Genomic DNA, 26,666 nt, shown 5'->3' with positions numbered 1-26,666 from the left:
AAGCGGGGCATGGGAGGCAGGTCGGGGATGGGGCGGCGCTGGCGACAGCCGGACAAGAAAAAAGCGCCTCGAGGGGTCTCGAAGCGCTTCGAAGGTTTGGGTTGCAACGCATCGCGTGAAGCAATGCGCTCGAAATCAACGACCCCTTTATAGCGCCCCTTATTGGGGCTGTCCATAAAAATCTTTTGTTTTCAACTACTTATAAGTTTCTTATATGGCTCACATTATTTTCCAGGATCACACCATCGTGTCACCGATCCTGCCCAGGGATTCAGCCTTTCCAAGGATTTCCATTACCTCAAATATCGGCGGCGATTGGGTCGAGCCGGTGAGAGCGGCGCGGAGCGGCTGGGCGACCGCCCCAAGCTTGAGCCCCTCGGTCTCGGCGAAGGCGCGGGCGCGCTCTTCCAGTTTCCCCGCCAGCCATTCGCCTTCCGCCTCATAGGCGGCCATGAGCCGCGGCAGCAAAGCCTTTGCCTCCGGCGCAGTCAGCATCGCCTGGGCCTTGTCGGTGAGGGCGAGGGGACGGGCCTGGATATAGAAGGCGGCATTCTCGGCCAGTTCCTTCAGGTTCTTGGCCCGGGTCTTCAGACCCGGCATGGCGCGGGCGAGGAGGGCAAGTGCCGCCGCATCGCCGGCCCGGCCAAGGCGCCGGGCCACCTCGCCGGCGAGATCGGCATCCGTTGCCTGGCGCAGATAATGGCCGTTCAGATTGTCGAGCTTGGCGAAATCGAAGCGCGAAGGCGAGCGGCCGATGCCGGGCAGGTCGAACCATTCGATGGCCTGGGCGGTCGAGATGATCTCGTCATCGCCATGGGCCCAGCCAAGGCGCAGGAGATAGTTGCGCAAGGCTTCCGGCAAGTAACCCATCTCGCGATAGGCCTCGACGCCGAGCGCCCCGTGGCGCTTGGAGAGCTTGGCGCCGTCGGGCCCGTGGATCAGCGGGATATGGCTGAAATGCGGCGCTTCCCAGCCCATGGCATCGTAGATCTGGCGCTGGCGGAAGGTGTTGGTCAGGTGGTCGTCACCGCGGATGACATGGGTGATGCCCATGTCGTGATCGTCGACCACCACGGACAGCATGTAGGTGGGCGTCCCGTCAGAGCGCAGCAGGACCATGTCGTCGAGTTGCTCGTTGGCGACGCGGACCTCGCCCTGGACGCCGTCCGCGACCACCGTTTCGCCGCTTTGCGGCGCCTTCAGGCGAATGACCGGCTTCACGCCCGCAGGGGCGTCGCCTGGATCGCGGTCGCGCCAGCGGCCGTCATATTTCATCGGCTTGCCGGCGGCCATGGCGGCCTTGCGCATCTCCTCCAGTTCCTCGACCGAGCAGTAGCAGGGATAGGCCTTGCCGGCGGCGAGCAGTTCCTGGACCACGGCGGCATGGCGCGGGGCGCGGGCGAACTGGAAGACGATCTCTCCGTCCCAACCGAGTTCGAGCCATTTCATGCCGTCGATGATCGCCTCGATTGCCGCCTCGGTCGAGCGGACGCGGTCGGTATCCTCGATCCGGAGATGGAAGATGCCGCCGTGATGGCGGGCGAACAGCCAGTTGAAGAGGGCGGTGCGGGCGCCGCCGATATGCAGGAAGCCGGTCGGCGAAGGCGCGAAACGGGTAACGACGGTCATGGGGCTGGGGTCCCGAATGTGTTCAATTGGCGGGCTTTCTAGCACGAATTGACGCCATTCGGGCAAGGGTGGCGTCATCTCGCGGCGGCGGCCACTTAACACAACCCGCGTGTCCTGCTATCAAAGTTGCTCAACCTTGTGTTGAAACGGGAATCCATGGCGGAAAGCTTGCTGGCCAGAGCCGAGGCGTTTATTGCCGCGCAGCGGCCGAACTGGCCTGGCTGGGCTGCCACCATGCTTGGCATCGGCGTCGCCCTCTATTTCGCCCTGCCGGTCGAGCCGCCGCTGTGGTGGGGGATTGCCGCCGCGGGTGTGTCGCTCATTCTGGCGGTTGCCTTGCGTCGCCGGGCGCTCGTCCTGCTGGTCCTTGCAGCCGTGACGGTGGCCGCGCTCGGCTTTGCAGCCGCAACCTTGCGGACGATCACGGTCGAGGCGCCGCAACTCTATCGAAGCCTCTATCGCGCCGAGGTGACCGGCCGGGTACTCGAAATCGAATTGCTGCCGCGCAGCCAGCGGGTGGTTTTCGACAGCCTTGCCATCAGCAGCGAAAAAACCGGGCTGCTGCCGCCGGGCGAGACGCCGGAACGGGTCCGCATCCGCCTCGCCAGGGTGGTGGAGCCCCTGCGCATCGGCGATTGGGTGAGGCTGACCGCCGATCTGCAGCCGCCGTCACCACCGGCAATTCCGGGCGGCTTCGATTTCCGCCGGCAGGCCTATTTCGAAGGGCTGGGCGGGGTCGGCTTTTCGCTGCAGCCGCCGCTGAAGATTCCGCCGCCGCCCGAAACCGGGTTCAGTCCGGTGGCGGCCGGCCTCGCCTGGTTCGACGCGCTGCGCCTTGCCATCGGCGAAAGGTTGCAGGCGCAGCTGCCGGGGCCGACGGCCGGCATGGCCATGGCGCTGATGGTGGGCAACCAGCGCGCCCTGACGGCGGCCGATGTCGCAGCGATGCGGGATTCGGGCCTCGCGCATCTCACCTCGATTTCCGGGCTGCATATCGGCCTTGCCGCCGGCATCTTCTTTTTCGGCCTGCGCGCCGCGCTGGCGCTGATCCCGCCGCTGGCTTTGCGCTACGACATCAAGAAGTGGGCGGCGGTCTTTGCATTGGCGGGCGCCGCCTTCTATGCCGGGCTTGCCGGCCTGCCGGTGCCGACGCAGCGCGCGCTGCTGATGAGCGCGGTTTTTTTCATCGCCATCCTGGTCGACCGTTCGCCGATCTCGCTGCGCGCCATCGCCGTCGCGGCCATCATCGTGCTGCTCTGGGCGCCGGAGGTTCTGGTCGGCGCAAGCTTCCAGATGTCCTTTGCCGCGGTGCTGGGCCTGATCTGCGCCTTCGAGGCGACGCGCGGATTGTTCACCCGCTGGCGCCAGGCGGGACAGGAGGCGCCGGATTTCCTCGGCCGCCTCGTCCGCGTGACGCAGCGCGGCAGCACCGGGCTGGCGGCGTTGATCCTCTCCAGCCTGGTGGCGACGGTGATGACGGCACCCTATGCCGCCTATCATTTCGACCGCCTCGCGGTCTATGGCATCGCCGCCAACATGCTGGCAGTGCCGCTGACCGGCTTCTGGGTGATGCCCTGGGCGGTGATCGTGCTGATCGCGATGCCGTTCGGCCTCGAAGCCTGGCCGCTCGTGGCGCTCGGCTGGGGCTGCGACGGAATCATCCGGATCGCGCATTTTTTCGCCGACCTGCCGGGGGCGACCCTGCTGGTCCCGGCGATGCCGGTCTGGGGGCTTCTTGCCATGAGCGCCGGCCTGATCTGGCTCTGCCTCGTGATCGGCCGGGGGCGCTGGCTGGGACTGGCGATATTGCTGGTTGGCGTCATGTCGCCGTTGACCCATGAGGCGCCAGATATCCTGGCCAGCGGCAACGGCAAGCTGGTGGCGGTGAAGGATGCGGAAGGGAACTATCGCTTTAATTCCGGGCGCGCCGCGCGCATTGCTGCCGAAACCTGGCTTCGGCGCAACGCGCAAACCGAGCGACTGCCCTTTCCGGTAACAGGCACAGGTTCGGCGGGGGGAGATTCCTGCGGTGGTGCGATGTGCCGCTTCGCTACGACGGTTGGCTATGTCACTGTAGCCCTCAACGAAACGGGGATCGCGCCGGCCTGCTGGTCGGGACGCCTTGTCATTGCCCTTGAGCCGGTCGATCGACCTTGTCCGTCGGCGGAACGGGTGATCGATTTCTTCGACCTCTGGCGCCACGGCACCCATGCCATCTGGATGAAGGCCGATGGCAGCTATCGTATCGAACGCGCCTTCGATACCGGCGAGCGCCCGTGGAAACTGCAGCGCTTTCCGAAGGGGCGATCGGAGCCGGAAACGGAAACGCCGGCGACCGCGGCCGCCGGCGCAATCGCGCAAGAAGACGGGCTGATCAGTACTGACGCATCAGGCCGATGAGGCGGCCCTGGATCTTGACCCGGTCGGGCCCGAAGATGCGCGTCTTGTGATTGGGGTTGGCGGGCTCGAGGGCGATGGAATCGCCCTTGCGGCGGAGGCGCTTCAGCGTCACCTCGTTGTTGTCGACGAGGGCCACGACGATGGTGCCGTTCTCGGCATTGTCGCAGCGCTCGATGAGCACGGTGTCGCCTTCATGGATGCCGGCATCGATCATGGAATCGCCCTCGACGCTGAGGGCGTAGTGTTCGCCGCGGCCAAGCATGCCGGCCGGCACGTCGACAGAGTTGCTGTGGTCGCGCAGCGCCTCGATCGGCGTGCCCGCGGCGATCTTGCCATAGAGGGGCAACTGCACCGTCTGACCGGTCTGTGCCACCATGGCGCCGGGGATGCTGGGCGTGAAATCGCCCTGGATGACGCTGGGCGTGAAGCCGCGGCGGCTGTCGGCGGCCGGCGACGGGGCCGGTGCGGCGGCGGGCGCCGCGCGGCCACCCACCTGGTCCTCGGCCAGGCGCATGACCTCGAGGGCGCGGGCGCGGTGCGGCAGGCGGCGGATGAAGCCGCGTTCCTCCAGCCCGGTGATCAGGCGATGGACGCCCGATTTCGACTTCAGCCCCAGCGCGTCCTTCATTTCGTCGAAGGAAGGCGACACGCCGGTCTCGGCTAGCCGGTCCTGGATGAATTGCAGCAATTCGCGCTGTTTTCTCGTCAGCATGCCCGTACCACCCCCGTGAAAATTGACCCAAAAAAGACCCGGTTCCGCCCGTTCCCCACCGGCAGCGGCCAGTCGGGCTGATCCGCAAGCCACCCGACGCGATCGGCCGGAACCGACATCTTGGGGTGGAACAAACGATCAACTCCTACATATGTTCTAGTTTGGTTCATGATAATGTCAAGGCTTATGTGGATAATTTTCACCGTATCCACACAAGCAAAAGCGGGTAATCGCGGCGCCCGGTATCAGAGCCAGGTATCAACCCACCGGTATCACTCCCCGGCGTCAGCCCCCGGTGTCAGAGGCTGTAGCAGCCGCCGGCAAGCGGCAGGATCTCGCTGAGATCGCCGGCACTGGCTGCCGGCGCGTGCGGCGGGCGGATGATGAGGCAATCGGCGCGGGCGATGAGGGAAAGCATGGCGCTGTCCTGCTGCGGGAAGGGCGTTGCGACCAGATGGCCGTCCGCGTTGTGGGCGAGGGCGGCACGCAGGTAGTCCTGGCGCTGGTCATTTGCCTTCATGGCGGCGCCCAGCCGGGCGAAGGCGGGCGTCGTTTCAGCGACAAGCCCCAGCATCCGTTCAATGGCGGGTTTCAGGAACAGGGTGGCCGTGACAAGGGCCGAGACCGGATTGCCGGGCAGGCCAAGCACCGGCATCGCGCCCAATTCGCCGAACATCACCGGCTTGCCGGGGCGCATGGCGATCTTCCAGAAATCCATGGCCGCGCCGCGGGCGATGAGGGCCTGCTGGATGAGGTCATGCTCGCCGACCGACGCGCCGCCGGTGGTGACCAGGAGATCGGTACCGGCGGCGGAAGCGAGGGCGCGGTCTAGGGCGCCGAGATCGTCGCGGGCGATGCCAAGGTAATGCGGCTCGCCACCGCAGGCTGTGACAATGGCGGCGAGGCCGAAACCATTGGAGGCGACGATCTGGGCCGGACCCAGGGCCTCGCCCGGATGCTGCAACTCGTCGCCGGTCGACAGGATGGCGACGCGCGGGCGCCTGGTCACGGCGAGGAAGGGCCAGTTCATCGCGGCGGCGAGCGCCACGTCGCGCGCGGTCAATCGCCGACCCGCTGCGACGCCGGTGCCGCCCAGGCGGAAATCATTGCCCTTCCTGCGCACATGCTGGCCCGGCACGTTGCTGCCCTCGCGCACGGTCACGACGTCGCCGTCGCGGTCGCAGTTTTCCTGGATGACGACTGTGTCGGCGCCCGCCGGCAGGAAGCCGCCGGTGAATATCCGCATCGCTTCGCCGGCATTGAGCGCCACTTGCGGAAAGGTGCCGGCGGCAATACTGCCGGCGACGCGCAATCGGGTCGGCAGCGTCGCGATATCTGCGGCGCGGACCGCATACCCGTCCATGGCGGTGACATCGGCCGGCGGCTGGTCAAGGCGGCCGGTGACCGGTTCCGCGAGGACGCGACCCAAAGCCCGGTCGAGCCCGACGATCTCGCTTGCCAGCGGACGGAAGGGGGCGAGGATGCGTTGCGTGGCCTCGGCGACGCTCAGCATCACGCGCTCTCGAAGGTGCCGGATTTGCCGCCGCTCTTGTGCACGAGGCGGATGTCGCCGATGCGCATCGTCTTGTCGGCCGCCTTCACCATGTCATAGACGGTAAGGGCCGCCACCGAGACGGCGGTCAGCGCCTCCATCTCGACGCCGGTCTGGCCCTTGAGCTTGCAGGTCGCCTCGATATCGACCGCATTGCGCGTGGCATCCAGAGAAAGCTGCACCTTGACCGAGGTGAGGGCGAGCGGGTGGCAGAGCGGGATCAGATCCGGCGTGCGCTTGGCACCCATGATGCCAGCCAATTGCGCGACGCTGAGAACGTCGCCCTTCTTGACGCCGCGTTCCTTGATAAGGGCAAGGGTCACGGGCGCCATATAGACCGAGCCCCTGGCGACCGCGATACGCTCTGTCTGCAGCTTGTCGGAGACGTCGACCATGCGGGCATTGCCGGCTTCGTCGAAATGCGTGAGGTCCGACATGATTCAAGCTGCCGAGGCGAGCGGCGAGCGACGGCCGAGCAATGCGCGTGTCGCCGCGGTCACATCGGCCTCGCGCATCAGGCTTTCGCCCACCAGGAAGATCGAGGCGCCGACCCGATGCATGCGCTCGAGGTCGGCCGTCGCATAGAGGCCGCTTTCGGCCACCAGCAGCCGGTCCTTCGGCACCATCGGCGCCAGTTGCTCGGTGGTGGCGAGATCGACGGCAAGCGTCTTCAGGTTGCGGTTGTTGACACCGATGAGGCGCGAACGGAGCCTGAGTGCGCGCTCCATCTCCGGCGCGTCATGCACTTCGACCAGCACATCCATGCCAAGCTCGAAGGCGATTGCCTCCAGTTCCGCCGCCTGTGCGTCCTCGAGGCAGGCCATGATGAGAAGGATGCAGTCGGCGCCGATCGCCCGTGCCTCGAACACCTGATAGGGTTCCAGCATGAAATCCTTGCGCAGGGCGGGCAGGTCGACAGCGCTTCGCGCCTCGCCGAGATAGGCGTCGCGACCCTGGAAATAGGGCGTGTCGGTCAGCACAGAGAGGCAGGTTGCGCCGCCGGTCTGATAGGCAGCGGCGAGGTCGGCCGGCGCGAAATCGGCGCGGATCAGGCCCTTCGACGGCGAAGCCTTCTTGATCTCGGCGATGAGGCCAAAATGGCCGGCCTTCACCACCGCCTCGAGGCGGGCGGCGAAACCGCGGGGTGGATCGCTGCGCCGGCTTTCCTCGGCCAGGCGGCGGATCTCGGACGGCGCCACCTCCGCCTGCCGCCGGGCGATGTGCTGGCGCTTGTCGGCGCAAATGCGGGCAAGGACGTCGCTCATTCCACGATGTCCCTTATGTCGGCCTGGTTGGTGACGCGGATGAGGGCATCGAGCTTTTCCCGCGCCTTGGCAAAATCAAGCGCCTCGGCGGCGAGCTTGATGCCGGCCGGAATGTCGGGCACGCGATCGGCCACCACCATTGCAGCCGCGGCATTCAGCAGCACGATGTCGCGATAGGGACCGAGGGCGCCGTCGAAAAGGGCGCGCAACGCCGCGGCGTTGTCCTCGGGCGAGCCACCCTTGAGCGCGGCCAGGGTGGCCCGCTTCAAGCCGAATTGCTCGGGCGTGATCTCGAACTCGCGGATCTGGCCACCGCGCAATTCGACCACATGGGTGGGGCCGGTGGTGGTGATCTCGTCCAGTCCGTCGCTGCCATGGACCAGCCAGGCATGTTCGGTGCCGAGCGAACGCAGCGCATCGGCCATGGGCTGCAGCCATTGCTTCGAGAACACGCCGATGAGCTGGCGCTTGACCCCGGCCGGGTTCGACATCGGACCCATCAGGTTGAAGATGGTGCGGGTGCCGAGTTCGACGCGGCTGGGACCGACATGGCGCATGGCGCTGTGATGCTTCTGCGCCCAGAGGAAGGAGGTGCCGACCTCGAAAAGCGCCTGTTCCAGCAGCTTGACATCGGCGTCGATATTGACGCCGAGGGCGGTCAGGATGTCGGCGGCGCCGCTCTTTGACGAGGCCGCCTTGTTGCCATGCTTTGCCACGGTGACGCCGCTCGCCGCACAGACGAAGGCGACGGCGGTGGAGATATTGAGCGTGCCGGCGCCGTCGCCGCCCGTGCCGCAGACATCGATGGCATCCGCCGGCGCGTTGATGCGGGTCATCCTGCTGCGCATGACGGAAACCGCGCCGGCGATCTCGTCCACGGTTTCGCCGCGTACACGCAGCGCCATCAGGAAGCCGCCGATCTGGGTCGGCGTCGCCTCGCCAGCCATAATGATGCCGAACGCGGATTCGGCCTGTTCGCGGGTCAGCGGTTTTCCCTGCGCGACGATGCCGATATGACCCTTGAGGTCGCTGGTGGAGAGGGTGGGGGCGTTCACTGCAGCACGCGCGTGTTGATCTTGTTGAGGCCGGCGGAGGTGAGGAAGTTCGCAAGCAGCTTGTGGCCGTGCTGCGAGGCGATGCTCTCGGGATGGAACTGGACGCCGGCGATGGGCAGGTTCCTGTGGCAGAGGCCCATGATGATGCCGTCATCGGTCTCGGCGGTCACTTCGAGAACCTGCGGGAAGGTCTCGCGCTCGACGATCAACGAATGATAGCGCGTGGCGTCGAAATTGTCGGGCAGGTCCAGGAACACGCTCTTGTTCCGGTGATGCACATGGGAGAGCTTGCCGTGCATCGGCTTGGGCGCCCGCACGACCTTGCCGCCGAAGGCCTGGCCGATCGCCTGGTGGCCGAGGCAGACGCCGAGCAGCGGAATCTTCTTCGCGGCTGCCGCCTTGATCAGGTCGAGGCAGATGCCGGCGCGGTCCGGGTCGCAGGGGCCCGGCGACAGGATGATGCCCTGCGGCGCCTTGGCAATGACCTCGTCAACCGTAATCTGGTCGTTGCGATAGACCTCGAGCTCTGCCCCCAGCTCACCCAGATAGTGGTAGAGGTTGTAGGTGAAGCTGTCGTAATTATCGATTAGTATGAACATCTTAGTTGTCCGCTGGCGGCGATTTGCGCGGAGTGTAGCAGGCACATCGCAGGAACGGAAGATTCGGGGCGCGCATGGCTTGGCAGGGTTTGCAATCGGGCATTAAACCGCGCGACGCGGCGCGCGTGGCGATCCTGCTGGTTCCGCTGGTCATCCTGGGGCTCAGCGGCGATTGGTGGGACCGCTCGCCGCTGCTGCCCGTTCTGCATGTCGGCTGGGCGCCGGTGCTGCTGGCGGCAATCATCCTGCTGGGCTTCGGCTGGCCGTTGCTGCGCCGCGCGATCAGCGCACTCCTGCAAGGGAAGGTGCGGGGCGAAACCCTGCTTGTCCTGGGTGCCGGTTGTGGCCTTGCCCTGGCCGTCTGGCAATTGTCGCGCCTCGGGCCCGAATCCAGCCATGCGGCGCAGCTTCTGCTCTGGCGCGATGCCGCCTTTGCCGCCAGTCTGGTGGCAGTCTCGCGCCTGGGCGATATTGCCGCGCGCGCCGACCCCATCGGCAGCCGGGCAGGCGCCAGGACGCGGCCACCATCGCTCACCATTGCCGCCGGCGATCTGATCCCCGTCGACGCGGTGGTGCGTGACGGCCGCAGCGAGATCCAGGATCCGCATGGCGCCGACGACATCTTCCCGACCGTGGTTGGGCCCGGTGACCGCGTGCATGCCGGATCGCGCAATGGTGATGCCGCGCTGGTCGTCGTGCCGTTGGCGGGCCACCGTGCCGATATGGCCGCTACCGCCCGTCCGCCGGCGGATGGGGGATTAGCGGCACTGATCGGCTGGGCATCGATCGGCGTAATGGTCCTCATCGTGCTGGCGCTGGTCTGGCGTCTCCTGGTCGGGCCGGCGTTGCGCGATCCGCCGGGCGACATCCTGCGCCTAGTGATGCTGTCGGCACCGCTCGGTCTCGGGCTCGCCATGACGGCGCCGGCTGCGGAATTGCTGCGGGTGATGCATCAGCTGGGCATCGAGGTTCACCGCATCGGCGTGTTCGAACACCTGCTGAAGGTCGGTGCCGTGGTCTTCGGCCATAGCGGCGTACTGATCCCGGACCGGCATCGCGTCGTCTCTGTGCAGACGCCCGATGGCGAGGGCGGCAGCGAACTTGTCGGGCGGGCCGCCTCGGTGGCACAGGCGGGGCATGATCCCTGGGGCCGCGCGCTGCTCGACCTTGCCGTCGGCTATCGCATGCGCCTCAAGAACGCCATCAATTACCGTGCCGAGATCGGCAAGGGGATCGCCGCCGAGGTGATGGAGCGGCGCACCCTGATCGGCAGCCGGGCCTATCTCGAGGAGCATGGCATAGATTGCCGCGCGCTTGATGGCCAGGCCGAGGCTGCCCTGGCGCAGGGCCGGCGCCTGCGCTGGGCGGGCGAAATCGGTCCGGGGCCAAAGAATGAGCCGCGCCTTCTCGGCTTCATCGCATTCGGTGCACCTTCCGTGGCCGGGGCTGCCATGGCGGTCAAGAACCTGGACCGCCTCGGGTTGAAAACCGGCTGGGTCGCGGACCAGGCCGATCCGGCGCACCAGGCTATGGCCAGGCATCTGAAACTGGGCGCCATGCTGCCGATGGCGCCGGCGGCTGCCGGCCCGGCACTGGCGGATCTGCGCCGCCATCATGGGCCGCTGCTCTATGTCACGTCGGAACCCGACGCCGATGATGTGATCGCCGCCCTGGCGCCCGGCGATATTGTCCTGCCATTCGGCCGGCGGGCAGCCACCCAGGCACCAATGGCGGATTTCGCCATCGCCCGCCAGGACCCGCGCCTGGTGGTCGATCTGCAGCGTTATGCGCAGCGCTATTGCCGCCTGGTAAAAATGAACATCGCTATTGTCTTTGCCGTCTCCCTGGTCGTCGCATTCTGGCCGTTCCTGCAGGGCAGCGCGCGCGACCTCGCCAGCTACGAGGCTGCCGTGATATTGCTGCTGGTCATGTCGTCGCTCAGCCTGCGGGCTCTGCCGAGCACCGCCAACGAGATCGACGAGGAATAGAGATGGGTGTCCGCAAGGCGATGAAACGGCCGCAGACGGAGAAACGCAAGCAGGCGCGGCGCAGCACATCGCGCGGTGGCGCCAGGGCGCGCGCTGTCAACTGGCGCAACTGGCTGCGATCGGGCCTGCTGGTGCCCGGTTTGCTGGCGACCGGCGTCCTCATCGGCATGACCATCGGTTTCGGCCTTGCCAGCCTGCCGCCGGCACCGGTGCTGCCACCCGCCGCCCTGGATCTGCCGGTGGAAACCGCGGCGCCGCTGAAGGTCGCGGAAGAGGCGGTGCCGCCGACAAGCAAGCTGTCATCCAACGCGGCGAAAACGACCAGCCAGCCGGCGCAACCGCCAGCGCTGCCGAGGACCACAGCGACACAGCCGGCATTCCCCCAGGGCCAGCCCGCGCTCCAACTTCAAGTCGAGCCCGAGGTACAGGCCGCGGCCCTGCCGAGTGCCGGCATTCCGGCGGAAGTCTTGCCATTGTGGCGGAGGAACGCCGCCGCGTATCGTGATCCGGGGGTGCGGCCCCTGCTGGCGATCGTGCTGGACGATGTCGGCGTCGCGCCGCAGCAGGCCCGGGCTGCCCTCGATTTGCCGGCGCCGCTGGTGCTGTCGATCATGACTTATGCCGACAAGGGCGGTGATCTTGCGCGCGAGGCGCGGCGCCGTGGCCACGAGGTCATGGTGCATATGCCGATGCAGCCGCTCAGCGGATCGGTCGATCCCGGCCCGGAGGCACTCAGCGTCGGGCTGCCGGCCGACGAGATTCGACGCCGCGTCGATTGGGGCCTGGCGCGATTTGACGGTTATGTCGGCTTCAACAATCACATGGGCAGCCGCTTCACCCAGAACACGGACGGCATGCGCATCGTGCTGGAGGAGGCGCGACAGCGCGGCCTGCTGTTCCTCGATTCGAAGACGATCTCGAACAGCGTCGGGGAGGAACTGGCGCGCGAAATGGGTGTTGCCCATATCGGCCGCGATGTCTTCCTGGACGATACCGTGAGCGAAGCGGCGGTAGAGCGGCAATTGGCGGCGGCCGAGTCAATCGCGCGCAAGCGCGGCTATGCTGTTGCGATCGGGCATCCGCATCCGGCCACGATCGCGGTTCTCAAGCGCAGCCTCCCGGAACTGGCAGCGCGCGGCATTGCCGTGGTGCCTCTGACGGCCATCGTCAAGCGGCGCGACGGTCTGGATGGCTGAGGTAAGGGCGAGGGGCGAAGATGCATTTCGAGGCAGCTTATTATCCCGGCGTACTGGGTGACATTGTCGGCGCCCATGCCAGATACTATGCCGGCGCCTGGTCGCTGGGCCGCGCCTTCGAGGCCAAGGTCGGGGCGGAACTGGCGGGCTTCCTCGTCAACATGCGGGAGGATCGCGACCTGCTGCTGACGGCGAGGCGGCCGGACGAACGCTTCCTGGGCGCGATCGTGATCGACGGGCGCGACGCGGCGGATCACGGGGCACATCTGCGCTGGTTCATCGTGGCGCCGGAGGCACAGCGCACCGGCCTCGGCAAGCAATTGCTCGACCGCGCCATCGGCTTCTGCCGCGAGCGCGACTACCGACACGTCTATCTCTATACCTTCGCCGGGCTGGACAGTGCCCGCCGCCTCTATGAACAAGCGGGTTTCAAGCTGACGCAGGAGCAGGAAGCGAACACCTGGGGCAGGGCGCTGCGCGAGCAGCGCTTCGATCTGGACTTGCCGCCGGAAGCGACCGCCGGCTAGCGGTTCCGTCCACCGCCCTGGGCGAAGAGGATCGCCTCCTGTGCCGCCCGGACGAGGGCGCGCGCCTTGTGCTGGCATTCCTGGAATTCGCTCTCCGGGACCGAATCCGCGACAATGCCGGCGCCGGCCTGCACATACATGGTGCCGTCCTTGATCACGGTCGTGCGCAAGGCGATGCAGGTATCCATCGAGCCGTCGGCGGCAAAATAGCCGACGGCGCCGCCATAGACGCCGCGCCGCTCGGGCTCCAGTTCCTCGATGATCTCCATCGCGCGCACCTTCGGCGCGCCGGAGACTGTCCCCGCCGGGAAGCCGGCCATCAGCGCGTCCATGGCATCATATCTGCCGTCGATCGTCCCCTCGACATTGGAGACGATATGCATGACGTGGCTGTAATTCTCGATGATGAATTTCTCGGTGACGCGGACCGAGCCAATTTTGGCCACGCGCCCGACATCATTGCGGCCGAGATCGAGCAGCATGAGGTGCTCGGACAATTCCTTCTGGTCGGCGAGCAGGTCGGCGGCGTTTGCCTTGTCCTCTTCCGGGGTCTTGCCGCGCGGCCTTGTCCCGGCGATCGGCCGGATGGTTACCTTGTCATCGCGCAGGCGGACGAGGATCTCGGGACTGGAGCCGATGATGCTGAAGCCGCCGAGTTCGAGGTAGAACAGGAAGGGCGAGGGGTTGAGCCGCCGGAGCGAGCGGTAGAGCGCCATCGGCGGCAGCTTGAAGGGCAGCGAGAAACGCTGCGACAGCACCACCTGGAAGATGTCGCCGGCGAGGATGTATTCCTTGGCCTTCGCGACCATGCCATGGAAATCCTCGCGGCTCATGTTCGAGGTGGGCTCGGGCAAGGTGGACTTGTCGATGCTGCCAACCTGTTGCGGCAGCGCCCGGTCGAGATCGGCGACCACGTCGTTGAGGCGTTCCAGCGCCTGGTTGTAGGCGGCGCGGGCGTTGAGTCCATCCTTGTTCCAGACCGGCGTCACGATGGTGAGCGAGTCCTCGACATTGTCGAAGATCACGATCAGTGTCGGGCGGATGAAGATGCTGTCATGGAGGCCAAGCTTGTCCGGCTTCAATTCGGGCAGCTTCTCGACCTGGCGCACCATGTCGTAGCCGAGATAACCGAACAGGCCGGAGGCCATCGGCGGCAGGCCGCGCGGCACCTCGATGCGGCTTTCCGTGATCAGCGACCGCAGGGATTGCAGGGCGGGCAGTTCCTCCGGCACGAATTTGTCGGGCTCGAAGCGGGCATTGCGGTTGATCTCGGCCTGCCGGCCCCGGCAGCGCCAGACAAGGTCGGGCTTCAGGCCGATGATCGAATAGCGGCCGCGCACGGCACCGCCCTCGACCGATTCCAGCAGGATCGAGTTGGCGCGGCCGTCGGCCAGTTTCAGCATCACCGAGATGGTGGTCTCGAGATCGGCGACCAGCCGCGTCCAGACCAGCTGGGCCGCGCCGCCGTCATGTTTTGCCGCGAATGCCTCGAAATCCGGTTCAACCTTCATGGGATGCGCGCCTTGTGCGAAGTCCTTTGGTGGTCACGGCCGCGGTTGCGACCATGTCAGTTTTCACTCTGGACGGCGCGTTGCCAGATTGCGTCATTGCGCTCGAGCGGCAGTTCCGTGCGCAGGGCGGCGATGAAGCTTTGCCTTATGTCGCTTGCCAGCGCCAGGGTCTCGCGGTCCGCGGCCTGCTTCAGGACATCGGCACCGGCATCGGCGCCAGCAGCGGCATCCGCGGTCTCGATCGCGGCAAGGCGGGCGACGACCGCGCCGTCGGAACTGTCGCCCACGGTCACCTCGCCCTGCTTCAACTGGAAGAGGGCACGCGCCAGGGCGCCGGTGACGCCGTTTGCCGCATCGCCTTCGTCACGCAGGAACAACTGGGTCGATTTTAGCTCGAAGCCGCGCGCGTCGGCCTCGGCCTTGAGCGCGCCGCCGTCCTTCACATTCTGGGCGATCTCGTCGGCGATCGCCCTGGCACGCTCGCGCTGTTGCGCCAGCGTCCAGTCGGCAATGGCCTGGTCGCGTACCTCGGCCAGCGGCCGCAGGGCCGGCGCGACGATCTCGTCGATCTGGGCCACGGCATAGGAGCCGTCATTGAGCGCCTTCACGTAACCAGGCTCGCCGGTCTGGGTCTCGAAGATGAGTGCCACGGCATCGGCGGACAGGCCCAGATTTGCCCCGTCGCGGTCCTGGCCGGCGGCATCGATGGCGGCGAATCCGGTTTGCGGCAGGCTGAGCTTCTCGGCCGCTTCAGCCAGCGGAATTCCTGCGGCCAGTTCGTCCTCCAGCTGCACACGGACGGATTCCATGGCATCGGCTGCGCGACCGATGGCCAGTGCATTGCGGATCTCGCCGCGGACGTCGGCCAGGGGCTTAGTGGCGGCGGGCGTTACCGCCGAGACAAAGACGACGTGGAGGCCGAAGGGGCTCTTTAGTGCCTCCGACACGCTGCCGGCAGGCAGGGCGAAGACGGCATCGGCAATGTCGGCGGGCAGCCGCTCGCGGGTCACCTGGCCCAGCGGCACGGGATCGGACTGGGCTGCATCGCGCACCGCCTGGGCGAAGGCGGTGCCGCCCTTGACTGCCGTGATGATTTTGTCGGCGATTGCCGGGTCCTGCACCACGACCTGCTCGACATTGCGCGTCTCCGGTGTCGAATACTCGGCAATCCGCGCTTGGTATTCCGCCTCGATCTCGGCATCCGAGACGGCGACATCCTGGATGAAATCCGAGGGCGCCATCTGCACGATAAGGCCGGCGCGATATTCCGGCGACTGGTAGCGCGCTGCCTGCTCTTCATGCCAGGCGGCGAGGGTGGCATCGTCCGGCGCCGCCACATCGGTGATCGAGCTAATCGGCACCAGCACGGTTTCGGCCTGGCGCTTCTCGGCATCGAAGGAGTGGACGTTGCGCACCAGGGGCGTCGGGGCAATGGCGGGCCCAGAAATCGCCGACATCAGATAGCTGGCGCGCAGCAGGCCCTGCTGCGCGGCGACATACTGTTCCTCGCTCTGGCCCAGCTGACGCAGGAAATACTCGAACCGGGCGCGGTCGAAGCGGTTGGTCGCGTTCAGGAACTGGGGGTCGCTTTCGACATACTGCACCGCCGCCTGCTGCGGCACCTCGAAGCCGAGGCGCTGGCCGTAGACCTGCAGCAGGCCCTTGCTCTCGGCCTGGTCGACCAGGCCCTGGGCGCCGCCGAACTGGGCGAAGAGTTCAGGGCTCACCGGCATGCCCTGGATCTGGGCAAGGCGCTGCAGGGCGAGCCGCATCTCGCGGTCGAAATCCGTCGCCGAGTAGGTGAAGTCGTCGCCGATGCGGACGATCGGCTCCGAGACCTGGGGCCGGTTGAAGATGTCACCGATGCCCCAGACCGCGAAGGCAACGATCAGAAGGCCGAACAGGAGCTTGGCGATCCAGGAACGGGCCTGGCTGCGAAGGGCGGTGAGCATCAAGGTCTTTCCAAAGCAAAGGCGGCGAACCCCGCCGCATGGGTAATCAATTTTAGGCGGCGCATCATAGGGATGGCCCCCAAGGCGGGCAAGGGGATGGGGCACCGGCGGGGCCAGGCCGGCCGTGCCCCCGGCCGGAAGCCAGGTGGCCGCGCGAATCCCTTGCCGCTGCGCCGCCGCCTGTGGTTCCTTGCCGGGAACAGCCAGTCCGGGAGGCAGGTAAGTGGGAACGCAGGGTATCCGGCCATTGGTCGCCGGCAATTGGAAGATGAATGGCAGTCGCGCCATGGCGGCATCGCTGGTGGCCGAGATCAGAACCCTCGCCGCCGCCGGGCCGGCCTCGGTCGATCTGCTGGTCTGCCCGCCCTTTCCCTATATCCCGGAGGTGGGCGGCGGGCTCGCCGGTTCGGCCATCGCGCTGGGCGGGCAGGATTGCCACATGGCCGCCGCGGGCGCCCATACTGGCGATGTCTCTGCCGCCATGCTGGCCGACCTTGGCTGCAGCCATGTCATCCTGGGGCATTCCGAGCGCCGGGCGGATCACGGCGAGAGCAGCTTGCTGGTCGCCGCCAAGGCCAAGGCCGCCATCGATGCCGGGCTTACCGCCATCGTCTGCGTTGGCGAAACCGAGGCGGAGCGGGATGCGGGAAAGGCCGAAAATATCGTTGAAAAACAGATCATTGAGTCGGTTCCGGCAGGGGCGAATTCAAGCAATCTGGTGATTGCCTACGAGCCTGTCTGGGCGATCGGGACCGGGCGGACGCCGAGTGTGGCGGATGTGGCGGCGATGCACCGGCATATCCGCAGCTTGGTCGCGGATCGCGGCCCCGTGCGCGTCCTCTATGGCGGCTCGGTCAAGCCGGCCAATGCGGCGGAATTGATGGCGGTAGCAGAGGTCAACGGCGCCCTGGTCGGCGGCGCCAGCCTGAAGGCGGCCGATTTCATGGCCATAGCTGCGGGTGCTGCCGTCTCGGCGTGAAGCCAGGGTTGAAGCCGGGGTTGAACGGGGGGCCGGCCGCGCCAATTTGGTACTGGTAATACCGGGCAAAAAAAGCTAGAACCCGCGCCGACTTACGACATTTCAAGAACTTGCGAGTGCGCTCATGTTGGGAGCCCTGGTCCCGGTCATCCTGGCCGTCCACGTCATCATTGCCGTCTTCCTGGTCGGCCTCATCCTGACCCAGAAGAACGAGGGCGGCCTCGGCGGGTTGGGCGGCGGTGCCTCGGGCGGCATGGCCGGCTTCCTCTCCGGCCGCGCCCAGGCCAATCTGCTGACCCGCGCCACCAAATGGCTGGCGGTCGCGTTCTTCTGCACCAGCCTCGCACTCGCCTATGCCGACAGCCACAGCGCCAAGCGCGAGCCGCTGGTCGGCGGCACCTCCACCAGTGCGCCGGCGGCCCCGGTCAGCACCGATTCGGTCCCGGTCGAGCAGCCGGCACCCGCCGCCCCGGCCGAACCGGTCGCCCCCTCCGGCCAGTAAATCTTGGTCCCTCAAGCCCTTCCCACCGGCAGCCACAGAGCGCTTGCCGGACTACCCCGACTCGTTCCATAAGGAACTCCCATGACGCGATTCATCTTTATCACCGGCGGCGTGGTCTCCTCTCTTGGCAAGGGTCTTTCGTCAGCGGCACTGGGTGCCCTGCTGCAGGCGCGCGGATTCAAGGTGCGCCTCAGGAAGCTCGACCCCTATATCAATGTCGATCCGGGCACGATGAGCCCCTATCAGCATGGCGAGGTCTATGTCACCGATGACGGGGCCGAGACCGATCTCGACCTCGGCCATTACGAGCGCTTCACCGGCATCTCCAGCCGCCGCTCGGACAGCGTCACCACCGGACGCATCTATTCCGACGTCATCGCCAAGGAACGGCGCGGCGACTATCTCGGCGCCACCATCCAGGTGATCCCGCATATCACCGATGCCATCAAGGACTGGATCAAGGCCGACATCCAGGATGAGGATTTCGTGCTGTGCGAGATCGGCGGCACGGTGGGCGACATCGAAAGCCTGCCCTTCCTGGAAGCCATCCGCCAGTTCGCCAACGAAGTCGGGCGCGAACGCGCCATGTTCGTGCACCTGACCCTGGTGCCCTGGATTCCGGCGGCGGGCGAGCTCAAGACCAAGCCGACGCAGCATTCGGTCAAGGAATTGCAATCGGTCGGTATCCAGCCCGACATCCTGCTCTGCCGCTGCGACCGCGAGGTGCCGGCGGATTCCAGGCGCAAGATCGCGCAATTCTGCAATGTCGCCCCCACCGCCGTCATCCAGGCCCTCGACGTCGATACCATCTACGCCGTACCGCAGGCCTATCACGCCGAAGGCTATGACGACGAGGTGCTGCGCCATTTCGGCCTGACCGCACCGGCCCCCGACCTCTCGAAATGGGACGAGGTGGTAAGCCGCATCCGCCAGCCGGAGGGCGAGGTGACCATTGCCATCGTCGGCAAGTACACCTCGCTGCTGGACGCCTACAAATCGTTGGCCGAGGCCCTGCGCCATGGCGGCATCGCCAACAACACCAAGGTCAATCTCGACTGGATCGACAGCGAGGTGTTCGAGCGCGAGGACGCGGTCCAGCACCTCGAAGGCGTGCACGGCATCCTGGTGCCCGGCGGCTTTGGCGAGCGCGGCGCCGAGGGCAAGATCCAGGCGGTGCGCTTTGCCCGCGAGCGCCAGATTCCCTATTTCGGCATCTGCTTCGGCATGCAGATGGCGGTGATCGAGGCGGCGCGGCATCTGGCCGGCATCGCCGGCGCCAGCTCGACCGAGTTCGGCCCGGCGGCCGAGCCCGTGGTCGGCCTGATGACCGAATGGGTGCGCGGCAACATGCTGGAGAAGCGCGGAAAGGACAGCGATCTCGGCGGCACCATGCGCCTTGGCGCCTATGAATGCGCGCTCACCCCGGGATCGCTGGTCAGCAGCATTTATGGCAACAAGGCGACGATCAGCGAGCGGCACCGCCACCGCTACGAGGTCAACCACAATTACAAGGAGCGGCTGGAGAAGGTCGGCCTCAAATTCTCCGGCATGTCGCCCGACGGCGTGCTGCCGGAGATCGTCGAGATCCCCGGCCATCCCTGGTTCGTCGGCGTGCAGTTCCATCCCGAACTGAAATCGCGCCTGTTCGAGCCGCACCCGCTGTTCACATCCTTCATCGGCGCGGCCGTCACCCAGTCGCGCCTCGTCTAGGGGGCGCCAGCAATGACAACGATCCGCGTCGGAAAGATCGACATCGCCAACGAAAAGCCGATGGTGATGATCGGCGGCATGAATGTGCTGGAGGACCGCGAGACGGCGCTCCGCGTCGCCGATGCCTTCGTGACGGCGACGGCGAAACTCGGCATCCCGTACATTTTCAAGGCCTCCTACGACAAGGCCAATCGCTCCTCGATCCATTCCTTCCGCGGACCCGGCATGGAGGAGGGGCTGAAGCTGCTCTCCGAGATCAAGGCCAAATTCGGCGTGCCGGTCCTGACCGACGTGCATGAGATCGAGCAGGCGGCACCGGTGGCCGGAGTCGCCGACATCATCCAGATCCCGGCCTTCCTCGCACGCCAGACCGACCTCGTCCATGCCATGGCGAAGACGGGGGCGGTCATCAACATCAAGAAGCCGCAATTCCTCTCGCCGCCGCAGATGAAGAACATCGTCGAGAAGATCCGGGAATGCGGCAACGAGAAGATCCTGCTTTGCGAGCGCGGCACCTGCTTCGGCTACGATAACCTGGTGGTCGACATGCTGGGCTTCCGCACCATGAAATCGGTCAGCGGCAATTTGCCTGTCATCTTCGACGCGACCCATGCCCTCCAGATGCGCGATCCGCTTGGGGCGGCGTCGGGCGGCCGCCGCGCCCAGGTCGCGGAGCTCGCCCGCGCCGGATTGGCTGTGGGCATCGCCGGCCTCTTCATCGAGGCACATCCCGACCCGGACAACGCCAAATGCGACGGCCCCTGTGCCCTGCCGCTCGACAAGCTGCCGGCGTTCCTTGGGCAGATGAAAGCCCTCGACGACCTCGTCAAAGGTTTCGAAGCCCTCGATATCCGGTGAGACGTTCCCTCACTGTGCCATCCCCCGCGCAGGCGGGGGATCCACGAGTTACTTTTTTCAGTCGCTGTTGAACTCGTGGATGCCCCGGCAAAGCCGGGGCATGACAATTCCGACCGACGTCTTTGCCAAGCTCGCTGCGGCTACCTCTTCCACAAGCAAAAATGGAGTGCTACGCTCTCGTTTGGATTGTGCTGGTTGAGTACCGCGGCGCTTGATGGTCTCTCCAGTCTGGGATGCCAGGCGTGATGGCCCGTGTCGTGATCAACTCCGGCACATACAAGAAAATCGAGTTCGGCCCCTCATCACTCACGCGCATGGGTGACGAGGCGGGTGAGGGAGAGATAGCTGCCATGTACGCATCTCAAAGTATGGACAGTCCAGTCCGTTGCTTTTTCAGCCTCGCCTGTTCGAACGTACTGAAAAGGGTGCGAGTATGCGTCCTGGGTGGACTTGGCCTTCTGTCACTGAGTTCTGATGCGACGGCGGAGTGCTTGCTGGAGTTCTCCCTGCCAATTCACGTAGCTGAGTGTATTGGAAACGAGACTTCGTGCGACCCTGAGCCGGAGCTTGTGGCGCTTAGCAAGGACGGCAATCTCGAAGCGAAATACTACCTTGCCGGTCTCATTGAGAGACAGATCAGGGAAGGCAAAGTCGAACAGACTTTATGGAACGATGTATTGGAATTGTACAAGGATGCGGCAGACGGAGGATTTGTATTGGCGCAACGGGACTTTGGTTTAATCCTGTATCGTGCCGAGCGATTCGATAGCGCCTTGGGCTATCTGCTTGAAGCAGCTTCGTGTGGCGTCCGCGGCGCAGCCCCGATGGCCTTGTCGGACATGTACAGGCTGGGTTTGGGCGTCCCGATAGACGAACGCAAATCTGCGTGCTGGGCCGAGTTCGCGGCCCGCATACCTTCGGATGCTGATTTGAGATGTTAGGTTGAGCATCAAGTCCCGACATCATCTAGATTCCGGCTTTCCTCGTGCAGATGAAGGCGCTCGATGATCTGGTGAAGAGTTTCGAAGCCCTCGATATTCGGTGAACGTGCGACCCTGAGCGGGTACCCACGCGCACCCCACCTGTCGTCATCCCCCGCGCAGGCGGGGGATCCACGAGTTACTATTGTCAATCTCCGGCAAACTCGTGGATGCCCCGGCCAAGCCGGGGCATGACAATCGAGGCTCAAACCTTCCCCAGGGCCCGGTCCAGTGCCGCCACCGCGGTATCCGCATTCTCCTTCGAGAACACGATCGGCGGACGGATCTTGATGACGTTGCCGAGGATGCCTTCGCTGCCGACCAGCACACCTTCGTCGCGCAGGAGGTTGAGGAGGCGCCTGGTTTCGTCCGGCGCGGGGGCCTGGGTCTTGCGGTCGGTGACCAGTTCGACGCCGAGGGCAAGGCCGGTGCCGCGCACGTCGCCGATGAGGTTGTGCTTCTTCATGAGGGCCTTGAGCCCGGCCTTCAGATGATCGCCGACCACGCGGGAGTTTTCGATGAGGCCCTCGCGCTCGATCACGTCGAGGACGGCGAGGCCGGCGGCACAGGAGACATTGTTGCCGCCGAAAGTGGAGAAGAAGGCGTATTCCGCCAGGAAAGCCTCCAGGATTTCCGGTCTGGTCACCACGACGCCGATGGGATGGCCGTTGCCGGCCGGCTTGCCGATGGTGACGATGTCGGGGATGATCCCGTGATGCTGGTGGCCCCACATGAAGGTGCCCATGCGGCCGAAGCCGGATTGCACTTCGTCGCCGATGACGAGGCCACCGGCGGCGCGCACCCTGGCCGCGACACCGGCGACATAGCCCGGCACCGGTTCCAGCACGCCATTGGTCATCAGCGCGGAGTCGATCATGAAGGCCGCAGTGCCATGGCCTGATTCCTGCAGCGAGGCGATGGCGCGGTCTGCATCGGCGGCATAGAGCGCGCCCATGTCGTTGGTGCCGTGGCGGTACTTGCCGCGATAGCCGTCGGGCGCCATGAGGGTCCGCATATAGGGCGGCACGCTGTTGGCATAATTGCCGCTGGGCGAGAAGGCGTCGGAGGCCTCGGTGATGCCGTGATAGGCGAAATCCATGGTGATGCCGCCGCTGGCCCGGGTAAAGACCTTGGCCATGCGGAAGGCGATGTCATTGGCCTCGGAGCCGGAATTGACGAAGGCGCAGACCTTGAGGCCGCCCGGCATGGTGGCGGTGAGGCGCTCGGCATATTCCAGCACCTGCTCGCCCAGATAGCGCGTATTGGTGTTGAGCGTCCGGATCTGGCGGGTGAGGGTCGCCACCACATGCGGATGGCAATGCCCGACATGGGGCACGTTGTTGTAGCAATCGAGATAGCGCCTGCCGTCGGCGGCGGTGAGCCAGACGCCTTCGCCCTTCACCATATGGAGGGGCGGGTCGTAGAAGACATAGAGCTTTGAGCCCATCAGGCGCTTGCGGCGCGCGATGAGGTTTTCCGTGCTGGGACGGGCGGCGGCGCGACGCGGCAATTCGCAGGCATCGCGCACGATGTCGCTGACCTTGTCCCGCCCCATTTGCTGGAAAGCCTCCAGCACGCGCAAGGGCGCGTCGCCATAGCCCGCCATGTAATTGGGCTCGTCCGGCGTCTGCGCGGCGCGGAAGGCATTGATGAGCGGGGTGAGGATCATGCGGGCGGAAGCAAGGTCGAAGACGAGATCGGCCTCGTCCTCCTCCAGCGGTGTCACCCTGTTATAGGCGCCGACCATGGCGCGCAGGGTGCCCTCGATGGTCCTGGCATCGGTCAGGAAGTCGCCCAGCGCATCGGCGATGTCGATCACCAGGGGTCCGTGGAACATGTCGCCGAAATCGATGATGCCGGAGATGTTGCCGTCGGGGCCGAGGACCAGATTGTGCTCGTGCACGTCGCCATGGATCAGCTGGGCGCGGAGTGCGCTCAGCTTTGGCCGCACTTCGGCGATGAAATGCGTGCCGATGCGGGTGACGAGGTCCTGCTGCCAGCCGGGGCCGAACAGTCTGGCATGGGGCAGCAGGCGGTCCAGCATGCGTACATCCCACAGCAATTCGCGGCTGCCGGCGGCGGGATGGAACAGCCCGCGCATGACGCGCCCCAGCCGTGCCAGCATGTCGCCGATGCGGCCATGCAGTGCGTGGTCGATATTGATGCGCTGTGCGATCTCGCCCTCGAGGAAGGAGAGCACGTAGAACACATGCTGCGTGCCGTCCGGTCCGGTGATGTGGCGCGTAGCGGCGCCGTCCCGGCCGAGGCGGACGCGCGGCACGGGGAGGGCGGGGTCGACCTGCTCGATATGCCGCATGGTCATCAGCTGGCAGTCGATGATGCCGGGATCCTCCTCGGCGCTCGCCACCTTCAGCACCCAGGCGGTGCCGTCCTTCTCGCGCAGGCGCAGATTCTGGTCGCGCTCGCTGTAGAGTTCGGTCAGTTCGCCGGTGAGGCCATAATGTTCGGATGCGAAGGCTTCGATCTCGGCGAGCGGCAGGCGCGGCGCGTTGGCACGCAGGAATTTCATGATGGGGCACTCCGGTAAACTGGCGCCGGAGCGTAGAGGGCTGCCCCCCGGATCGTCAATTGCGGGCTAGAGGCAATTGTCCATCAGTCCGGCGAGCACCGCGCCATTCTCGGCGTGGCGGTTTTCGCGCCAGCCAAGGCTCGAGATGGCGAAATCGATCCGCTGCGCATTCGGCAGGGTGTCGAAAAAGCGGGCAAGCGTGGTCTGCTGGTTGAGGTCCCTCGCCTCGAACCACAATTCGATATCGCGCGCTTCCATGTGGAAGTTCTCGCGTACGCCATCGACGACGATGATGAGCCCGTAATGCTGGCGGTTGATTACCAGGGTCTGGAACTGGGGGGCGAAGAGGGCGAGCCCGGCCACGGGCCCGGCCGAGGTCATGCGGCAGAAGGCGGTGAAGCGGCCCTTGCCGTCCAGCGGCAGGTCGGCGAACTCGACCTCGCCCGACTGGCTGCGTTCCCAGGCCGCGGTTTCCTGACCGCTCGACTCCTGCGCCGCGGCGCCAAACGGCAGAACGAGCAGCAGGGCGGCCAGTCCGGCTCGAATTGGTTCAAGACACGGCATTGCGTTCCCCCGGCGGTTCCTTGGCGATGTCGAGGAAAGCCTTCACCAGCGGATTGCTGCGGCGTTCCATCAGGCAGGCGACAAATTCGGTCGATTTGATGCGCGGGCCTTCGAATTCCAGGCCCTTCAGCTTGAGATGGTCGCCGAATTCGGAGCGCGCGACAATGCCGATGCCGAGCCCGGCTGCAACGGCCTCGCGGATCGCCTCGCGGCTGCCGATCTCGAGGATCTCGCCCACCTGGATGCCGGCCTTCGCCACGGCGGCGTCGAAGGCGCGCCTGGTGGTCGAGGCCGGTTCGCGCAGGACCAGGCGGTTTCCGGCAAGGTCTTCCAGGCGCAGTTTCCGCTTCCGCGCCCAGGGATGGGCCCGGTCGACGAAGGCGATCAGGTAATCCTCCTGGAAGGGGAAGGCATAGAGCTTGGGATCGCCGCCGATATCGGCGGCGATGATGACGTCGAAGCGCTGGTCGATGAGATCGGCCTTCAGGCCCAGCGAATTGCCGATCGACATGGAGAGGCGCACATTGGGATAACGCCGGTTGAAGGCGGCCAGGAACGGGATCGAGTGGTAGGGCGCGTCGGCCCCGATGCGCAGGTGGCCGCGCTTCAACCCCTTGGCGGCGGTCAGGACCTGTTCCGCCTCGGATTCGAGGCCGAACATGCGCCAGGTGATGTCGAGCAGGTTGCGGCCGATATCGGTCAGTTCGATCTTGCGCTTGCGGCGGTCGAACAGGCGCACACCGAACTGTTCCTCCAGCGCCTTGACCTGGCCGGAGAGGGTCGGCTGGGTGACATTGAGGGCGCGGGCGGCCTTGGTGAAGCTGCCCTCGGTGGCGACCGCGTGGAAGGCCCGGAGGGAGGAGTGATTTATCGAGACCATCTATATTTTGCATCGTATATAGCGATTGGACTTATGCTAAGCCGGGCTGGCATCATCCTGCAACAGAAATCGGGCTAGATTCCCGATCGGGCCATTCAACAGATTGTTCTGCAAAGGAAAATGCCATGGCTGATACGCGCGGGGCACAAGATCCCTGGCTGCTCACCCCCGGGCCGCTCACCACCTCCATGACCGTCAAGCAGGCCATGCTGCACGATTGGGGGTCGCGCGATGCCGGCTTCATCGCCATCAACGACCGCATGCGCCAGCGCCTGGTGACGATGATCGGCGGCGAGGGGGTGTTCACCACCGTGCCGATGCAGGGCAGCGGCACCTTCGCGGTCGAGGCCATGATCGGCACCTTTATCGGTGCCAACGAGAAGCTGCTGATCCTGATCAACGGCGCCTATGGCAAGCGCATGGCGCGGATCTGCGAGGTCTCGAAGCGCGCCTTTGCCACATTGGAATGGGCCGAAGACATGCCGGTCGATGCCAATCTGGTGAAGCTGGCGCTGGCCCGCGATCCCGCCATCACCCATGTCGCCGTGGTGCATTGCGAGACGACGTCGGGCGTCCTCAATCCCGTGGCCGAGGTGGCCAGGGTGGTGGCGGAAGCCGGCAAAAGGCTGCTGATCGACGCCATGTCGGCCTTCGGCGCCATCGAGCTCGACAGCCGCCAGGTGCCCTTCGATGCCGTGGCGGCCTCCTCCAACAAATGCATCGAGGGCGTGCCGGGCCTCGGCTTCGTGCTCTGCCGCATCGAAGCCCTGGAAAAGACCGCCGGCAACGCCCATGCCCTGGTCCTCGACCTCCACGACCAGTGGCAGGTGATCGAGAAGACCAAGCAGTACCGCTTTACCCCGCCCATCCATTGCATCGTCGCCTTCGATCAGGCGCTCAATGAGCACGAGGCGGAGGGCGGCGTCGCCGGTCGCGGCGGGCGCTATCGCAACAACTGCCGGATCCTGGTCGAAGGCATGCGGAGCCTCGGTTTCGAGACGCTGCTGCCGGACCATCTGCAGGCGCCGATCATCGTCACCTTCCGCATGCCGGTCGATGCCAATTTCAAGTTCCAGGAATTCTACGACAGGCTGAAGGACCGGAACTTCGTGATCTATCCGGGCAAGCTGACGGTTGCCGATTCCTTCCGCATCGGCTGCATCGGGCGCCTCGGCGAGACGGAGATGAAGGCCTTCCTGGCGGTGGTCGCCGAGGTCATGAAGGAAATGAAGGTCGCCAGCGGTGCCCCTGCGCGCAAGGCGGCCGAGTAAGGAGAT

The 26,666-nt window shown here is 65.7% G+C and carries 22 protein-coding genes; 10 read left to right on the top strand and 12 right to left on the bottom strand.

Annotated elements, in window-relative coordinates:
• Window positions 1–237: 237 nt before the first annotated feature.
• Window positions 238–1,629 (bottom strand): glutamate--tRNA ligase, encoded by a 1,392-nt coding sequence (gene gltX / locus A8950_RS19225; RefSeq protein WP_133615302.1) that lies wholly within the window; start codon window positions 1,627–1,629, stop codon window positions 238–240.
• A 156-nt stretch (window positions 1,630–1,785) separates the two neighbouring features.
• Here gltX and A8950_RS19220 point away from each other — a divergent pair, with 156 nt between their 5' ends.
• Window positions 1,786–4,029 (top strand): ComEC/Rec2 family competence protein, encoded by a 2,244-nt coding sequence (locus A8950_RS19220; protein WP_133615301.1) that lies wholly within the window; start codon window positions 1,786–1,788, stop codon window positions 4,027–4,029.
• Here the strand turns inward: A8950_RS19220 and lexA are convergent.
• The 6 genes from lexA to A8950_RS19190 all read right to left on the bottom strand — a co-directional run bounded on the left by lexA (window position 4,004) and on the right by A8950_RS19190 (window position 9,212).
• Complete coding sequence (lexA, locus tag A8950_RS19215) at window positions 4,004–4,741, bottom strand: transcriptional repressor LexA (protein WP_133615300.1); 738 nt, start codon at window positions 4,739–4,741, stop codon at window positions 4,004–4,006. The genes A8950_RS19220 and lexA overlap by 26 nt on opposite strands.
• Before the next feature lie 298 nt (window positions 4,742–5,039).
• Window positions 5,040–6,254, bottom strand: a complete 1,215-nt coding sequence (locus A8950_RS19210) for a molybdopterin molybdotransferase MoeA (RefSeq protein ID WP_133615299.1) — start codon at window positions 6,252–6,254, stop codon at window positions 5,040–5,042.
• A complete protein-coding gene (moaC, locus tag A8950_RS19205) occupies window positions 6,254–6,730 on the bottom strand; it encodes a cyclic pyranopterin monophosphate synthase MoaC (protein ID WP_133615298.1) in 477 nt (158 codons plus the stop codon). The genes A8950_RS19210 and moaC overlap by 1 nt, the downstream gene beginning before the upstream one ends.
• Window positions 6,731–6,733: 3 nt before the next feature.
• Window positions 6,734–7,558, bottom strand: a complete 825-nt coding sequence (gene trpC / locus A8950_RS19200) for an indole-3-glycerol phosphate synthase TrpC (RefSeq protein ID WP_133615297.1) — start codon at window positions 7,556–7,558, stop codon at window positions 6,734–6,736.
• Window positions 7,555–8,613 carry an anthranilate phosphoribosyltransferase gene (trpD, locus tag A8950_RS19195; RefSeq protein WP_133615296.1) on the bottom strand — a complete coding sequence of 353 codons (1,059 nt, stop codon included), beginning with the start codon at window positions 8,611–8,613 and terminating at the stop codon, window positions 7,555–7,557. Before trpD ends, trpC begins: the two co-directional genes overlap by 4 nt.
• Entirely contained in the window at window positions 8,610–9,212 is a 603-nt protein-coding gene (locus A8950_RS19190) for an anthranilate synthase component II (RefSeq protein WP_133615295.1), read from the bottom strand. Before A8950_RS19190 ends, trpD begins: the two co-directional genes overlap by 4 nt.
• A 74-nt stretch (window positions 9,213–9,286) precedes the next feature.
• Here A8950_RS19190 and A8950_RS19185 point away from each other — a divergent pair, with 74 nt between their 5' ends.
• The 3 genes from A8950_RS19185 to A8950_RS19175 are packed head-to-tail and all read left to right on the top strand — an operon-like array spanning window position 9,287 to window position 12,923.
• The gene (locus tag A8950_RS19185; RefSeq protein ID WP_133615294.1) at window positions 9,287–11,200 is read left to right on the top strand and encodes a cation-translocating P-type ATPase; all 1,914 of its coding nucleotides are present in this window, start codon (window positions 9,287–9,289) and stop codon (window positions 11,198–11,200) included.
• A gap of 2 nt (window positions 11,201–11,202) precedes the next feature.
• Window positions 11,203–12,396, top strand: coding sequence for a divergent polysaccharide deacetylase family protein (locus A8950_RS19180; RefSeq protein ID WP_243735713.1), 1,194 nt, complete (start codon window positions 11,203–11,205; stop codon window positions 12,394–12,396).
• A 20-nt stretch (window positions 12,397–12,416) separates the two neighbouring features.
• The gene (locus A8950_RS19175) at window positions 12,417–12,923 is read left to right on the top strand and encodes a GNAT family N-acetyltransferase (RefSeq protein ID WP_133615293.1); all 507 of its coding nucleotides are present in this window, start codon (window positions 12,417–12,419) and stop codon (window positions 12,921–12,923) included.
• Here the strand turns inward: A8950_RS19175 and trpE are convergent.
• Window positions 12,920–14,434 carry an anthranilate synthase component I gene (trpE, locus tag A8950_RS19170; RefSeq protein WP_133615292.1) on the bottom strand — a complete coding sequence of 505 codons (1,515 nt, stop codon included), beginning with the start codon at window positions 14,432–14,434 and terminating at the stop codon, window positions 12,920–12,922. The two genes, A8950_RS19175 and trpE, sit on opposite strands and share 4 nt — an antisense overlap.
• Before the next feature lie 56 nt (window positions 14,435–14,490).
• On the bottom strand, window positions 14,491–16,386 hold the full coding sequence (locus tag A8950_RS19165) for a peptidylprolyl isomerase (RefSeq protein WP_166645285.1): 1,896 nt from the start codon (window positions 16,384–16,386) through the stop codon (window positions 14,491–14,493).
• A 238-nt stretch (window positions 16,387–16,624) separates the two neighbouring features.
• Between A8950_RS19165 and tpiA the strand changes: the two genes are divergently transcribed.
• From tpiA to A8950_RS19140, 5 genes are all read left to right on the top strand, one after another.
• Window positions 16,625–17,365, top strand: a complete 741-nt coding sequence (gene tpiA / locus A8950_RS19160) for a triose-phosphate isomerase (RefSeq protein ID WP_456073077.1) — start codon at window positions 16,625–16,627, stop codon at window positions 17,363–17,365.
• Window positions 17,366–17,489: 124 nt separating this feature from the next.
• Complete coding sequence (secG, locus tag A8950_RS19155) at window positions 17,490–17,867, top strand: preprotein translocase subunit SecG (protein ID WP_133615289.1); 378 nt, start codon at window positions 17,490–17,492, stop codon at window positions 17,865–17,867.
• A gap of 81 nt (window positions 17,868–17,948) precedes the next feature.
• Window positions 17,949–19,577: a CTP synthase gene (locus A8950_RS19150; protein WP_133615288.1), complete on the top strand. Its 1,629-nt coding sequence runs from the start codon at window positions 17,949–17,951 to the stop codon at window positions 19,575–19,577.
• Between the two features lie 12 nt (window positions 19,578–19,589).
• The gene (gene kdsA, locus A8950_RS19145; protein ID WP_133615287.1) at window positions 19,590–20,435 is read left to right on the top strand and encodes a 3-deoxy-8-phosphooctulonate synthase; all 846 of its coding nucleotides are present in this window, start codon (window positions 19,590–19,592) and stop codon (window positions 20,433–20,435) included.
• A 245-nt stretch (window positions 20,436–20,680) separates the two neighbouring features.
• Window positions 20,681–21,376, top strand: coding sequence for an SEL1-like repeat protein (locus A8950_RS19140; RefSeq protein ID WP_133615286.1), 696 nt, complete (start codon window positions 20,681–20,683; stop codon window positions 21,374–21,376).
• Window positions 21,377–21,620: 244 nt separating this feature from the next.
• Here the strand turns inward: A8950_RS19140 and A8950_RS19135 are convergent, their stop codons facing one another.
• The 3 genes from A8950_RS19135 to A8950_RS19125 all read right to left on the bottom strand — a co-directional run bounded on the left by A8950_RS19135 (window position 21,621) and on the right by A8950_RS19125 (window position 25,389).
• On the bottom strand, window positions 21,621–23,945 hold the full coding sequence (locus tag A8950_RS19135) for an aminotransferase class III-fold pyridoxal phosphate-dependent enzyme (RefSeq protein ID WP_133615285.1): 2,325 nt from the start codon (window positions 23,943–23,945) through the stop codon (window positions 21,621–21,623).
• Between the two features lie 66 nt (window positions 23,946–24,011).
• Window positions 24,012–24,509, bottom strand: coding sequence for a hypothetical protein (locus tag A8950_RS19130; RefSeq protein ID WP_133615284.1), 498 nt, complete (start codon window positions 24,507–24,509; stop codon window positions 24,012–24,014).
• A complete protein-coding gene (locus A8950_RS19125; RefSeq protein ID WP_133615283.1) occupies window positions 24,496–25,389 on the bottom strand; it encodes a LysR substrate-binding domain-containing protein in 894 nt (297 codons plus the stop codon). Before A8950_RS19125 ends, A8950_RS19130 begins: the two co-directional genes overlap by 14 nt.
• 125 nt (window positions 25,390–25,514) lie before the next feature.
• Here A8950_RS19125 and A8950_RS19120 point away from each other — a divergent pair, with 125 nt between their 5' ends.
• Entirely contained in the window at window positions 25,515–26,660 is a 1,146-nt protein-coding gene (locus tag A8950_RS19120; protein ID WP_133615282.1) for a 2-aminoethylphosphonate--pyruvate transaminase, read from the top strand.
• The last annotated feature ends 6 nt before the right edge of the window (window positions 26,661–26,666 follow it).

Origin of the sequence: Dongia mobilis (genome assembly GCF_004363235.1) — a bacterium.
Taxonomy (GTDB): domain Bacteria; phylum Pseudomonadota; class Alphaproteobacteria; order Dongiales; family Dongiaceae; genus Dongia; species Dongia mobilis.
This window is presented reverse-complemented; position numbering and strand designations above follow the sequence as displayed.